This window comes from Paraburkholderia fungorum, from assembly GCF_003610895.1.
GTDB classification, from domain to species: Bacteria; Pseudomonadota; Gammaproteobacteria; order Burkholderiales; family Burkholderiaceae; genus Paraburkholderia; species Paraburkholderia fungorum_B.
In genome coordinates this window covers 95,757-108,490 of the sequence record NZ_MCAS01000008.1, presented here as the reverse complement: position 1 = coordinate 108,490, position 12,734 = coordinate 95,757, and the positions used below count along the sequence as shown (strand labels likewise).

The 12,734-nt window shown below is 62.4% G+C and carries 13 protein-coding genes; 9 read left to right on the top strand and 4 right to left on the bottom strand.

Features of this window, described 5'->3' with window-relative positions; all coding sequences use genetic code 11:
• Positions 1-58: 58 nt before the first annotated feature.
• Positions 59-1,114, bottom strand: coding sequence for a GlxA family transcriptional regulator (locus BCY88_RS09755; protein ID WP_120344054.1), 1,056 nt, complete (start codon positions 1,112-1,114; stop codon positions 59-61).
• A gap of 101 nt (positions 1,115-1,215) precedes the next feature.
• Between BCY88_RS09755 and BCY88_RS09750 the strand changes: the two genes are divergently transcribed.
• Genes BCY88_RS09750 through BCY88_RS09730 form a run of 5 tightly spaced genes read left to right on the top strand, consistent with a single transcriptional unit; the run spans position 1,216 to position 6,015 of the window.
• Positions 1,216-2,265, top strand: coding sequence for an ABC transporter substrate-binding protein (locus BCY88_RS09750; RefSeq protein ID WP_120344053.1), 1,050 nt, complete (start codon positions 1,216-1,218; stop codon positions 2,263-2,265).
• A 14-nt stretch (positions 2,266-2,279) separates the two neighbouring features.
• Complete coding sequence (locus BCY88_RS09745) at positions 2,280-3,344, top strand: ABC transporter ATP-binding protein (protein ID WP_120344132.1); 1,065 nt, start codon at positions 2,280-2,282, stop codon at positions 3,342-3,344.
• Complete coding sequence (locus tag BCY88_RS09740; RefSeq protein WP_120344052.1) at positions 3,341-4,183, top strand: ABC transporter permease; 843 nt, start codon at positions 3,341-3,343, stop codon at positions 4,181-4,183. The genes BCY88_RS09745 and BCY88_RS09740 overlap by 4 nt, the downstream gene beginning before the upstream one ends.
• Entirely contained in the window at positions 4,180-4,968 is a 789-nt protein-coding gene (locus BCY88_RS09735; RefSeq protein WP_120344051.1) for an ABC transporter permease, read from the top strand. The genes BCY88_RS09740 and BCY88_RS09735 overlap by 4 nt, the downstream gene beginning before the upstream one ends.
• Positions 4,969-5,001: 33 nt before the next feature.
• A complete protein-coding gene (locus BCY88_RS09730; RefSeq protein ID WP_120344050.1) occupies positions 5,002-6,015 on the top strand; it encodes a proline racemase family protein in 1,014 nt (337 codons plus the stop codon).
• Between the two features lie 40 nt (positions 6,016-6,055).
• Here the strand turns inward: BCY88_RS09730 and BCY88_RS09725 are convergent, their stop codons facing one another.
• A complete protein-coding gene (locus BCY88_RS09725) occupies positions 6,056-6,535 on the bottom strand; it encodes an Lrp/AsnC family transcriptional regulator (protein WP_120344049.1) in 480 nt (159 codons plus the stop codon).
• Positions 6,536-6,661: 126 nt separating this feature from the next.
• Here BCY88_RS09725 and BCY88_RS09720 point away from each other — a divergent pair, with 126 nt between their 5' ends.
• The 3 genes from BCY88_RS09720 to BCY88_RS40300 are packed head-to-tail and all read left to right on the top strand — an operon-like array spanning position 6,662 to position 9,286.
• Positions 6,662-7,792 (top strand): branched-chain amino acid ABC transporter substrate-binding protein, encoded by a 1,131-nt coding sequence (locus tag BCY88_RS09720; protein ID WP_120344048.1) that lies wholly within the window; start codon positions 6,662-6,664, stop codon positions 7,790-7,792.
• On the top strand, positions 7,789-8,334 hold the full coding sequence (locus tag BCY88_RS40305; RefSeq protein WP_120344047.1) for a peptide deformylase: 546 nt from the start codon (positions 7,789-7,791) through the stop codon (positions 8,332-8,334). Before BCY88_RS09720 ends, BCY88_RS40305 begins: the two co-directional genes overlap by 4 nt.
• 10 nt (positions 8,335-8,344) lie before the next feature.
• On the top strand, positions 8,345-9,286 hold the full coding sequence (locus BCY88_RS40300) for an aminotransferase class IV (RefSeq protein ID WP_120344046.1): 942 nt from the start codon (positions 8,345-8,347) through the stop codon (positions 9,284-9,286).
• Positions 9,287-9,485: 199 nt separating this feature from the next.
• Here the strand turns inward: BCY88_RS40300 and BCY88_RS09700 are convergent, their stop codons facing one another.
• Together BCY88_RS09700 and BCY88_RS09695 are read right to left on the bottom strand one after the other, a co-directional pair.
• Entirely contained in the window at positions 9,486-10,634 is a 1,149-nt protein-coding gene (locus BCY88_RS09700; protein ID WP_120344045.1) for a YbfB/YjiJ family MFS transporter, read from the bottom strand.
• Between the two features lie 3 nt (positions 10,635-10,637).
• A complete protein-coding gene (locus tag BCY88_RS09695) occupies positions 10,638-11,507 on the bottom strand; it encodes a LysR substrate-binding domain-containing protein (RefSeq protein WP_120344044.1) in 870 nt (289 codons plus the stop codon).
• Between the two features lie 94 nt (positions 11,508-11,601).
• Between BCY88_RS09695 and BCY88_RS09690 the strand changes: the two genes are divergently transcribed.
• On the top strand, positions 11,602-12,663 hold the full coding sequence (locus BCY88_RS09690) for an NAD(P)H-dependent flavin oxidoreductase (protein WP_120344043.1): 1,062 nt from the start codon (positions 11,602-11,604) through the stop codon (positions 12,661-12,663).
• Positions 12,664-12,734 lie beyond the last annotated feature (71 nt).

Below are 12,734 nucleotides of genomic sequence, written 5' to 3'. Positions count from 1 at the left end.
CGGATCGGCCCGGTTGGCTGAGGAAGTGCCTTTTCCGTATTCACCCGGCGCAACCCGGCTACGACGGCTTCAACTCCTCTGCCGACTTCCGTTGAAACTCGCGCGGCGAGACGCCGAAGTGCGCGCGGAAATCCCGCGAGAAATGCGCGCCGTCGGAGAAGCCGCAATCGAGCGCGATCTGAGTGATGCTGCGCGGATTATTGAGCAACAGCCAACTGCCGTATTCGAGCCGCAGCGAGCGCAGAAATGCCATTGGCGAGAGGCCGAGCGCGTCATGAAACGCACGTTCGAGTTGCCGCCTGCCGACACCCACATAACGCGCGATGACGTCGAGTGTTGGTGGATTGTCGATGCGCTGCTCAATGAAATGGGCCGCCTGACGCACGCGGATATCGCCGATATGCGTGAGGTCGGCGTAGAAGTGCGCCTGCGGCAATTTCGCGGGACGCATGCCTTGCAGCATCATGTGGCGCACAACCTGCTGCGCCTTGTCCCGGCCGCAATGACGGGCAACAAGGTATAGACCGAGATCGATGGCTGCGGTCGAACCCGCGCAGGTGATCAGGTCTCCTTCATCCACGAACAGGTGATCGACGACGGCGGGTGCCTGCGGAAAGCGGGCGCGAAACGCGTCGAGCACATTCCAGTGTACGCAGACAACACGCGACCCAATCAGTCCCGCTTGCGCGAGCGCGAATGTGCCGGTGCAGATGCCCAGCATGCGCACGCGGCTTGCGCTCGCCCGCCGCAACCAGTCGGCCAGCAGCGGCGGCAAATAGGTATTGGGGTAGTCGTTGCCACCGCAGACGGCGATGTAGTCGAACTCCGCCGGGTCGTCCGGCAATCCGCCGCCGACCGCGAGCGTCACGCCCGCGCTCGAGGTGCGCGGCAAACCGTCCATGCTCATGACACGCCAGCGCGCATGAATCTGCCGGCTACGTCCGCCATGGTCCGCAGCCAGACGCAGTACGTCGACCAGCCCCGCGAACGCGGCCAGCGTGAATTGGTGCAGCAGAATGAAACCGATCGAAAGCTCGGGTTTACCCGTTTCCTTTGTGGCCTCAGCGGCAGGCGTGGCGGGGGTTTCAGCGTCGGCGTCGGGCGGATTCGGCATGACGCAATTATTCAATTAATTGGCCGTGACTTGCAAGCTGGCGGTGCCATGCGGCGCGCAAGATACAGGTGTGGTCACGACAAGCCAAACCTGGGGACGACATGGGACACGGAACGCGCAACACGATCAAGGCGGCCATTGCGCTCGCCTGCACGATGGTTTCACTAAGCGCCGCCGCGCAGGCGCCACGGCTGACGGTCGCCATGTACGGCGGCAACTGGGGCGACGCTTTTCGTAGTTGCGTGGCCGAGCCTTTCACGAAGGCAACCGGGATTACCGTGACGCCGGAACTCGGCACCTCGACCACGACGCTCGCCAAGTTGCAGCAGCAGAAAGCGGCACCCACCATCGACGTCGCGTGGATGGATGGCGGCATCAGCGAACTGGCCTATCAGGCAGGTGTGCTCGACAACCTCGACAGCGCGGCAATTCCGAATCTCAGGCAGGTGATCGCCAAGGCCGTCTATCGCGACGGCAATACGACCTACGCGGTCGGCTCCGGCTACTACTCGCTGGGATTGGCCTACAACATCCGATCGGTCAAACCGCCGACGAGCTGGAAGGACCTCTGGAATCCGGCCTATGCGGGCGCGGTAACGGTGCCGTCGCCGGCCAACTCCGCCGGCATCCCGTTTGTGGTGTTCCTCGCTCAGGTGTGGGGCGTCGACCCGGCTCATCTCGATCCCGTCTACGCGAAGCTCGCAGCCCTCGATACCGCGCTCTTCTACGACAGCTCGGGGGCCGCGACGAACGCCTTTCAGAGCGGCGAAGCGACGATTGGCGCGTTCTTCAACGTCGGCGCGTGGGACCTGATCGACAAGGGCGCGCCGATCGGCTTTGTCGTGCCGAAGGAAGGGGCATGGGCGACCGACGCCCGCCTGCATCTCGTGAAGGGCTCGCGCAACAAGGCGGCGGCGGAGAAATTCATCAACGCCGCCCTGACGCCGGAGGCGGCGACGTGCTTGGCGACGAAGCTGTATCTCGGGCCGGCCGTGGCAGGCGTCAAGCTTCCCCCCGACGTGGCGCGCAAGCTGCCCTGGGGCGCCAACGGTTCAGTCGACAGCCTGAAGCTGTTCGACTGGAGCGTGCTCAACGCGCGCCGTGGCGAGATCACGGCTGCGTGGAACCGTCAGGTAGCCACCAAGCAATGAACCAGGTGCAAGCGATGCCAGCCCTTTTGACTCTCGATGCCGTGTGCAAGCGCTTTGGCGGATACACCGCGCTCGAGCGGATTCACCTGGACATCCGCCAGGGAGAATTCATCGCGCTGCTCGGACCGAGCGGCTGCGGCAAGACCACGCTGCTGCGTTCGATCGCCGGCTTTCTGACGCCCGACAGCGGCCGTATCGTGATCGATGGCGAAGATGTCACCGGTTTGCCGCCGTACCGGCGTCCGCTGAACACGGTGTTCCAGAACTACGCGCTGTTCCCGCATATGACCGTGCTCGAGAACGTGGCCTACGGTCCACGACGGCAGGGCGCGTCGCGTCGTGAGGCGAGCGAACGCGCCAGAGCGGCGCTTGAACTGGTCGGTCTGGCGTCGCTTGCCGAGCGCTATCCGCGTGAGATGTCGGGCGGCCAGCAGCAGCGTGTGGCGCTGGCGCGCGCGGTGGTCAACCAGCCGAAGCTGCTGCTGCTCGATGAGCCGTTGTCCGCACTCGACATGAAGTTGCGCAAACGCATGCAGCTCGAACTCAAGCATCTGCAGGCAAAGCTCGGCATTGCGTTTGTGTTCGTCACGCACGATCAGGAGGAGGCGATGACGATGGCCGACCGGATCGTCGTGATGAACGCGGGGCGGATCGAACAGGTCGGCACCGGCACGGACATCTATCGCGCGCCTGCCACGCGCTTTGTCACCGAGTTCATCGGTGAGGCCAACCTGATCGACTTTACCGCGGCCAGTGGTGCGATTTCGCTGGCATTGCCGGGCGCGCCCGCCCGTCTCGCGCGCGCCGGTGCGCCGTCGAAGGGCGTTGCGGTCCTGCGGCCGGAGCAACTGCGTGTGCTCGACAACGCGGGCCACGACGATGCGTCACTGTGCTGCGTCTCGGGCGTGCTGGTCGACGTGGTGAGTGTCGGCAGTCACACGATGCTTCACGCCAATGTCGACGGCCAGCGTGTCGTGGCCCGCGTGATGGGGCTGCCGGCCGCTGCAACGCGAACGGGAGGCCCGGTGCGTTTCGGTTTCGATCCGTCCGACCTGCATCTGATTGGGGAGCCGGCATGAATCGCCCCGTCGTCACGCCGTTGGTCATGATGGCTGCGCCGATGGTGTTTTTCACGGCGTTCTTTCTCGCGCCGCTTGCCGTGGTGCTGCTGGCCAGCTTCACCAGTCCGCAAACGCACGGCGTATCGCTCGTCAACTACGTGCGCGTGCTGGCCGACCAGTATCACTGGGGCGTCATTCTCGTCACCTTCCGTCTTGCCTGCCTGAGCACGCTGGCGTGCCTGCTGCTCGGCTATCCGCTCGCCTGGTATCTCGTGCGGGTGGTTCGCTGGGGCCCGTGGCGGCGGATCTGCGTGATCCTGCTCGTGGTGCCGATGCTGACGAGCAATATCGTCCGCTCATTCGGCTGGATGGTGCTGCTGGGCCGCAACGGGCTCGTCAATCAGACGCTCCTTGCCACCGGCGCGATCGAGCGTCCGGTGCGCTTCCTCGGCACCGAACTGGGCATTCTGATCGGCATGGTCTATGTGCTGCTGCCGTTTGTCGTGCTGGCGGTCGGCAATGCGCTTGCACAAGTCGATCCCGCTGTCGAGCAGGCGTCCGCGGATCTCGGCGCGAGTCCGCTCGAGACCTTCCGCTATGTCACGTGGCCGCTGACCTTACCCGGTGTGGTGGCCGGGGCGATCATGGTTTTCACGCTCGCGGTCAGCGCCTATGTGACGCCGGCGTTGTTGTCGGGCGGCCGCGTTACCGTCCTGTCGATGTTGATCTTCCAGCAGTACAGCGCGACGTTCGATTTCAATTACGGCGGCGCGCTCAGTATCGTGCTGCTCGTCTTTACGCTCGTCATGGTCGCTCTCGCAGGCCGGGTTGGTGAGATTCGCGGGAGGGCACGATGATCGCCCGAATGTCGATTCGCGTTGTCTCCTGGGTCGTGCTCGCCTATCTGGTGCTCCCGCTTGTGGTCATTCTCGGCAGCTCCGTGACGGCGTCGCAATTCCTCGCGTTTCCGCCGCGCGGCCTCACCTTGCACTGGTATCAGGTGATGCTGTCCGACCCGAGCTACGTCGCGGCGTTCTCGACGAGTACCTTGCTGGCGCTGGCGGCCACGGCCGCGGCGCTGGTTCTTACCGTGCCCGCGGCACTGGCCTTCGCGCGTTACCCGTTTCCGGGCAAGCGCGCGCTGACGGTCGCGCTGATGGCGCCGCTCGTGCTACCGCACATCGTGCTCGGCGCGGCCTTGCTGCAGTTCGGCGGTTACTTCGGACTCACGCGCAGTTTTGCCTCGCTCCTGATCGGCCATACGGTGATCGTCTCGCCGTTCGTGCTGCGCTCGGTGATGTCGATGATGACCCCCGAGCAGCGCGCGCTCGAGGAGGCGTCGTATGACCTCGGCGCCAATCCGTGGACCACGTTCTTTCTCGTCGTGTTGCCGCGAATCCGTTCGGGCATCGTGACGGGATCGATCTTCGCGTTCATCTCGTCGTGGATCAACGTCGAGCTGTCGATTTTCAACACGACGGCCGACCTCAACACGATACCGGTCAAGCTTTTCAACTACGTGCAGTACACGATCGACCCGACGATCGCGGCCGTATCGGGCGCGACCATCGTGGTGGCGATCGTGGTGATCACGATTCTCGATTTGACGATCGGCCTGGACATGCTGTCCGACCGCAGCTAACCCTCACTCACTTTTCAACGAGGAGCTTCAACCATGCGTAAGCAGGACGCGTTCGATGTCATCTATACCCACACCGAAGGGGAGCCCCTTTGCATCGTGCACAGCGGCATTCCCTATCCGCCGGGATCGACGATCCTGGAAAAGCGCGCCTTTCTTGAGACGAACTATGACTGGTTGCGCAAGGCGCTGATGCGCGAGCCGCGCGGACATAAGGATATGTTCGGCGTATTCCTGACGCCGCCGTCGAGCAAGGAATTCGACGCGGGTCTGATTTATATCGACGGCACCGAGTACTCACATATGTGCGGTCACGGCACAATCGCGGTTGCCATGACGATGGTGGCGTTGGGTCTCGTGCCGCGCGGCGACAATGGCATCACGCGGATTCGTTTCGAAACGACGGCGGGGCTGGTGGTCGCCGAAGTGGCGTCAGAGGGCGACGAGGTGCTGTGGACGCGCTTCGAGAACGTGCCGGCCTATGTCGCCGCGCAGGACATTCCCGTGCATCTGCCGGGCTATGGCGATCTGAAGGCCGATCTCGTCTGGGGTGGCAACTATTTCGGCATTGTCGATCTGTCGGGCTGCGCGTTGCGAATCTCGCCCGAGAACGGCAGCGAACTGTCGCGCCTCGGCCTGCTCGTGCGTGATCAGATCAAGGAGCAGATGCGCATCCAGCATCCGACTGAAGCGCACATCAACAATCTGAATTTCATCACGTTCTGGCACTCGCCGACGATCGAAGGCGCTTTCTACAAGAACGTCCACGTGTTCAGCGCGGGCCAGCTGGACCGTTCGCCGGGCGGCACCGGCACCAGTGCGATGATGGCGATGTTCGAGGCACGCGGCAAACTCAAACTGAATCAGCCGATCCTCTCCGAGGGCTTGCTTGGCAGCGGCACTTTCGAAGGCTGCCTGCTCGGCGAGGTCGATCTGAACGGCACGCGCGCCGTGCGTCCGACCGTGAAGGGGACGGCCAGCATTCTGGGTACGGCACGCTGGATGCTCGATCGAAACGATGAGGTCGGCGCGGGATTCGTGGTGCGCTAGGGAGGTGTCAGGGGAAGGGGAGGAAAGGCTCTCGCCGCTGTCAGATGTCGAGCGGCAGCGATAGCCCCACCTTGACCTTCGACATCACGACCATCGTTTCGAAGTGGCGGATGTTCGGATTCTGTCTGAACACCCGCGTCGAGAATTCTTCATAGTGGTCGACGTCGCGCATCGAGATCATGATGACAAAATCCGCCCGGCCCGTCACGACGTAGCACTGCATGACTTCAGGCAGCGAATTGAGGAAGCGCTTGAATTCATCGAGCAGGTCGACCCGCTCCCGTTCGACCTGAACCATGACCAGCATCATCAGCGGCAAGCCGACCTTGTTCGGATCGACCACTGACACGTCCTTCAGAATGTATTTTTCGTCCCGTAGCCGCTTGACCCGCCGCATGCACGCAGGTGGGCTCAGGCCGATCTCCGCAGCCAGCGACTGATTGCTGATCTGATTGTCGCGCTGGAGGATCGCCAGGATCCGCAAATCGAAATTGTCCAGCGAGCTGACTTGCATGGTCATTGGATTTCTCTAAAAGCAAAAAAAAGAAATTCACCGACGCTTGACGGCTTTAGCACTTTTTTGGATTTCGCCGCGTCTCCATAGAATCGTAGCATCAATCAACGGTTGACAAATACGGAGAAGAGCATGCGAACCAGGCATCTTTTATTGATCGCGACACTGTCCGCGTTCGCCGCGTCGACGTATGCCGACGACACGATTGTGGTCGGCTTTGCAGGCGCCCTCACGGGTGGCCAGGCCCATTACGGCAAGGATAGCGAACGGGGCATTCGCCTGGCCATTGAGGAAATCAACGCACAACATCCTACGATCGCGGGCAAGCCGGTCACATTCACGCTCAATGCGCAGGATGATGCAGCCGATCCCAGGACGGCAACGACCGTCGCTCAACGTTTCGTCGACCAGCACGTGAGTGCCGTGATCGGTCATCAGAACTCGGGCACCTCGATTGCCGTCGCCCGGCTTTACGCGTCGGCGAATATGGCAGAACTGACGCCCTCAGCGACCAATCCGCAATTTACTCACCTCGGCTATCGAACCACCTTCCGGATGCTCGCCAACGATAGCTTCCTCGGTGAGGTCGTTTCGCGATATGCCGTCGAACATCTGCATGTACACCGCGTGGGTGTGATTGACGACCGCACTGCATACGGGCAGGGGATCGCCGACGTATTTGTCGACGACGTCGGCAAGGCCGGCGTCACTGTTGCCGCGCGCGAATACACGACCGACAAGGCGTTCGACTTCGGTTCTTCGCTTACGCTGATCAAGGGCAAGCGTCCCGATGCGATATTCTTCGGCGGCATGGACACCCAAGGTGGCCCGATGCTCAAGCAAATGAAGAAGTATCAGATCGACGCGCCGTTGATGGGCGGTGACGGCTTGTGTACCGAGGAAATCCAGACGCTTGCCGGCGATGCGCTCGACGGTAATCTCTACTGTGCCGATGGCGGACGCAGCCTTGCCACAATGCCAGGCGGGCCGGCCTTCGCGGCGCGTTTCAAGGCGAAGTACGGCGAGCCGGTGCAACTCTACGCCCCGTATGCCTACGACGCGATGATGGCGATTTACCATGCCGTCATGCTCGCGCAGTCGAGCGACCCGGCGAAGATTGTCGAGGCGCTTCATGCGGTGAGCTTTGAGGGCGTAACAGGCAAGATCGCATTCGATGCGAACGGCGATCTGAAGAATCCGGCAGCAACGATTTCCACGTTCAAGGGAGGCAACAAGATGGCGCTGGCAGAGGTGGTGAAATGAGCTCACGTATTCTCGCGGTCGGCACGGCTTCACTGCGCGAGATCGCGAATCCGGTCGACGACGTTCGCGATCCTGTCGTGCTGGAAGAGGCGCGCGCGCTGACCGAAGCGCTCCGGGTATTTCGCGAGGAGCATGGCTTCGGGCGCGCGATCGCGGCGCCGCAGATCGGTATTGGAAAACGGATGATCGGCCTCGCGCTTCCCGGCTGGCCGGAGGTGATCGTGAACCCCGAGATCGTCTGGCGCAGTGAAGAACGCATGACACTCTGGGACGATTGCATGTGTTTCCCCGAGATGCTCGTGATGGTCGAGCGCCACGTGTCCGTATCGATCCAATACACGGCGTTCGACGGCTGCGTTCACGTTAAGAATTCACTGCCTCGCGACCTGTCCGAGCTGATACAGCACGAGATCGATCACCTCGACGGCAAACTGTCTTTCGACCGTGCGATCGGGGCGAATCCGTATGTACACCGTAGTGTCTTCGAAGCGGATATCGTTACGTTCGCCCGGCTCGTTGACTACTTTCCTCACACACTCTGAGAGCCTCCCTATGCCTGTGCAAGACATTGGCCGCCTCGACGGCCTGACTTATCCCACCGGTGTCGCGTATATGGCGGGTCAGTTCATGCCGATTTCGGAAGCGCGCATCTCCGTACTCGACTGGGGGATTCTTCACTCGGACGCGACGTACGACACGGTGCATGTCTGGAAAGGAAAGTTTTTCCGTCTCGACTTGCATATCGCGCGGTTTCGCCGGTCACTGGCGAGGCTGCGGCTGAACGTGCCGTTCAGCGACGATGAGTTGAGTCATATCCTCGTCGAATGCGTGAAGCGTTCCGGCTTGCGTGACGCTTACGTCGAAATGCTTTGCACGCGCGGAATATCGCCGACCTTCAGCCGTGACCCAAGAGACGCGATCAACCAGTTTGTCGCGTTTGCGGTGCCGTTCGGATCGGTTGCCAATGCACGCCAACTGAAAGAAGGACTGCATCTGCATCTGATCGACGACGTGCGCCGAATTCCGCCCGAGTCGGTCGATCCGCAGATCAAGAATTACCATTGGCTCGATCTCGTGACCGCGTTGTTCAAGGGATACGACGCCGGTGCGGAAAACGTGATCGTCAAGTGTACGGACGGGAGTGTCGCCGAGGGGCCTGGATTCAATGTCTTCATTGTGTGTGACGGGGCGCTGCACACGCCAGACCATGGTGTTCTGCACGGCATCACGCGCCAGACGGTGTTCGATCTCGCGGATGCGGCAGGGTTGCGCGCACACACGGGCAAGATCAGCGAGAGCCAGTTGCGCAATGCAGACGAGGTATTCATCACGTCGACTGCAGGAGGCATCATGCCGGTGGCGCGGCTCAATGACACGATGATTGGCGACGGCACGCCTGGCCCCGTCACGCGCGCACTGTTCGAAGCCTACTGGGCGCGGCACGATGATCCGGCCTGGAGTTTGGCGGTCGATTATGGCGACGAGGTTGGTTAGCGGGTCTATCGTCGATCATGACCGGATCGGCCATTGCCGGCGTTGGAGCAATGCCGACACCGCCGCTGATCAACGCGAGCGGCCTGTCGTTGTCAGCAAGCGTGAGCGCTCCTGCAGGCGTAAACAGGTCTAATGTGCCGCCCACGGCTACGCGATCGTGCAGGAAGCCGGATGCTTTGCCGCCGGGTTATGGGCACGCTCAAAGCAACAGAACGCTCATGATTGCCGCCACGATCAGCGTGCCAGCGGCGGCTATCAGCGAGCTGGAGAACGTGTGGCTTTGCGCATAGAGCGCGTTAGCCGCCATCGGCCCGGCGATCTGGCCGATACCGTAGACCACCGTCATGATCGCCATCAGATTGCCTCGCACCTTGCTCGCCACGCGCTGCGCGGCCGGCATGGCAATCGTGACCGTGCCCATGAACGTTCCGCCCACGAGCAGCGCGCTGAGCAGATACCCGGCCGCGGATTGCGCGACGGTTGGCAGAGCGACGCCTGCAGCCTGGATGATCAGGTTTGTCAGTAGTGCTGTGCGTGTTCCGAGCCGCTCGTGAATGCGATGCCAAAGGAAGCACGACGGTGCGGCGCCCAGCCCGAACACCGCCCAGACGTGGGCTGCATCCACATTGGGCAAGGTGCTCCTGACCAGCAGCGGCAGGTAGGTGGCCGTGACGATGTACCCGAGGCCCGCGAGGCCATAGATCACCACCAGCGGCCAGGGTTTGACCGTTTTTTGTGTGCCGGATGAGGATGCACTTGCTGAACCGATCGTCGCGGAACCGTGGCCAACCAGCCCCGGCGTGGCAGCCAGCCCGATGATCAGGCTCGTTACGCCGAGCAGCAGCCAAAGCCCTTTGCTGTGCAGCCCGGCGTGGGCGCCCGCGACCAGAAGTTCGGCGGACACCGCAATGCCGATACCCACACCTGCATAGAGCAGGGGAGCCCGGTGAAGCTGCCGCCGATGTTCGAGGAGCCAGAGTGATGCTGCGACCATCGCGAGCGCACTGAATACGCCGGCGATACCGCGGACCGCCACAATCATCCACGTCGAGTCGAGGACGCACAGAATGGCGAGGCAAAGCGCCGTGCCGGCCATCGACCAGAGACACAGACGGTGCGCGCTGTGGGCCTGGGCCCGAATCGCCAGCAAGGCGCCGAGCAGATAGCCCGCGTAGTTCGCGGACGCCGCCAGGCTGCCGCCGTGCAGACTGAGCAGTCCTTCTTCCACCATGTGCGGGTAGATGGCGGTGAATGCGAAGCGGCCAAAACCCATGCCGATGGCCATGATCAAGGCCGCGTCGATAGCCGGGCGGAAATTGACGCCGGTCCGTGCTGCGATGGTGCTCATGTTTCAAACCCTCTTCAATTGATTCAGCAGGTTCTGGAAGGCCGGAACGTCATAACCCGAACGCCACAGCAGGCAGGTTTCCACTTGCCCGGCCGGCAGCGTCTTCAGATCAGTGGGAACCTTGGCCAGTTCGAGGACGCTCTTTGGCAGCACCGTGACGCAGGCTCCGGCGGCAACGCACGCGATCATGGCGTGGTACGAGCCCATTTCCTGGACTTGCCAGCCAGGTGAATCAGGAATGCCGAGCACCGCTTCCGCAATGGCGCGGTAAGAGCACCCCTGTGCGAACGCAGCGAGCGAGCGCGTCTGGATTTCCCGGGCGCTGCTAGCGGACGCTTCGCTCGCGGGTGCCAGCAGCAGCAGTTCTTCGAGCCATACTTTTTCGGCGACGAGACCCATGTCGGCCAGTGAGGCGTCATCCTCAACGGCAGACGGCAAGGCGAGGAATGCGCAGTCCAGCCTCCCGATGCGGACCTGTTCCAGTAACTGGCGTGAGGGTCCTGTACTGACCTCGAGCCGTGTGGTCGGGTAGCGGGCATGGTACGCAGCGAGCACGGTGGGCAAACGGCTGGCGGCCGTACTTTCCATACATCCCATGCGCAGGACGCCGCCGTCCAGACCGCCCGTGACCACGTGCCGGGCCTCTTCTTCCAACGCCAGCAACCGTTTTGCGTAACCTAGAAAACGCTCGCCGGCCGTCGAGAGGCTGAGCCGCTTGCCGCTGCGCACAAAAAGCTCCACGCCCACATCGGCTTCGAGCTGCTGAATCCGCGTGGTCACGTTGGACTGCACTCTGCCAAGGCGGCTTGCCGCGCGTGTGATGCTCAATTCCGCTGCCACGACGCAGAAGATGTTGAGCGATTCCAGATCCATGTTGTTCTCTAAAAAGAAATGATAGAATGAGTTTATTCTCAAATTGAGATTTTGTCATCCTCACCGTTCAACCCGTTCCAGAACAGGAGTTGCCATGAGCTCGCTAAACCCCTTCATTGCACGACTTGGCATTGAATTCCCCATCATTCAGGCGCCGATGGCGGGCGTCTCCACGCCGCAACTGGCGGCCGCGGTTTCCAATGCCGGCGGACTGGGTTCGCTAGGTATCGGTGCGAGCACGGCTGACCAGGCGCGCAAAATGATCGAGGAAACGCGCAGCCTGACTCGTGAACCGTTCAACGTGAATGTGTTTTGCCATGTGCCTGCAGAGCGCGATGCGGCGCGCGAGACGGCGTGGCTGCATTACCTGGCGCCCCTGTTCGCCGAGGCGGGGATTGAGCCGCCGGCCGTGCTCAATGAGATCTACACGACGTTTCTTCGTGACGACGCAGTGTTCGACCTGCTGATCGAGCAGCGTCCCGCGGTTGTCAGCTTCCACTTTGGTCTGCCCTCCGCGGACCGCATCAAGGCATTGCGCGACGCAGGCATCACGACGTTGGCCAGCGCCACCAGCCTGCGTGAGGCAGCGCTCATCGAGCAGGCCGGCGTCGACGCGATCGTGGCGCAAGGGATCGAGGCCGGCGGCCACCGCGGCATGTTCGACCCGGATGCGATCGATGAGCGGTTGAGCACGGCTGTGCTGGTCCGGTTGTTGGTGCAGAGAACGAAGCTCCCTGTGATTGCTGCGGGAGGCATTATGGACGGCGAGGGAATCAGGGCGGCGCTCGACCTCGGCGCTGCGGCCGCGCAACTCGGCACCGCTTTCATTCTATGTCCCGAATCGGCGGCCAATGCCGGCTACCGCGCCAACCTCAAGAGCGCGCGCGCGGCGGCCACCCGCTTGACGAGCGTACTGTCCGGCCGGCCCGCGCGTGGCATGACCAATCGCCTCATCTCGTTCGGTGAGTCTTTGGGAAGTCCGGTGCCCGCGGCTTACCCCGTCGCCTACGACGCTGCCAAGCAGTTGAACGCGGCCGCGGCGAAACTCGGCAATCACGAATTTGCGGCGCAGTGGGCCGGGCAGGGTGCGCCGCTCGCGCGCGAGTTGCCTGCCGCGCAACTGGTCCAGACCCTCGTGCAGGAATGGCAGGGCTGAAGGATCCGCATTAATGCGTAGGACTTCAGATTAACCAGAGCTGGCGTCCGATCGGTGGCGTCACTCCGAGC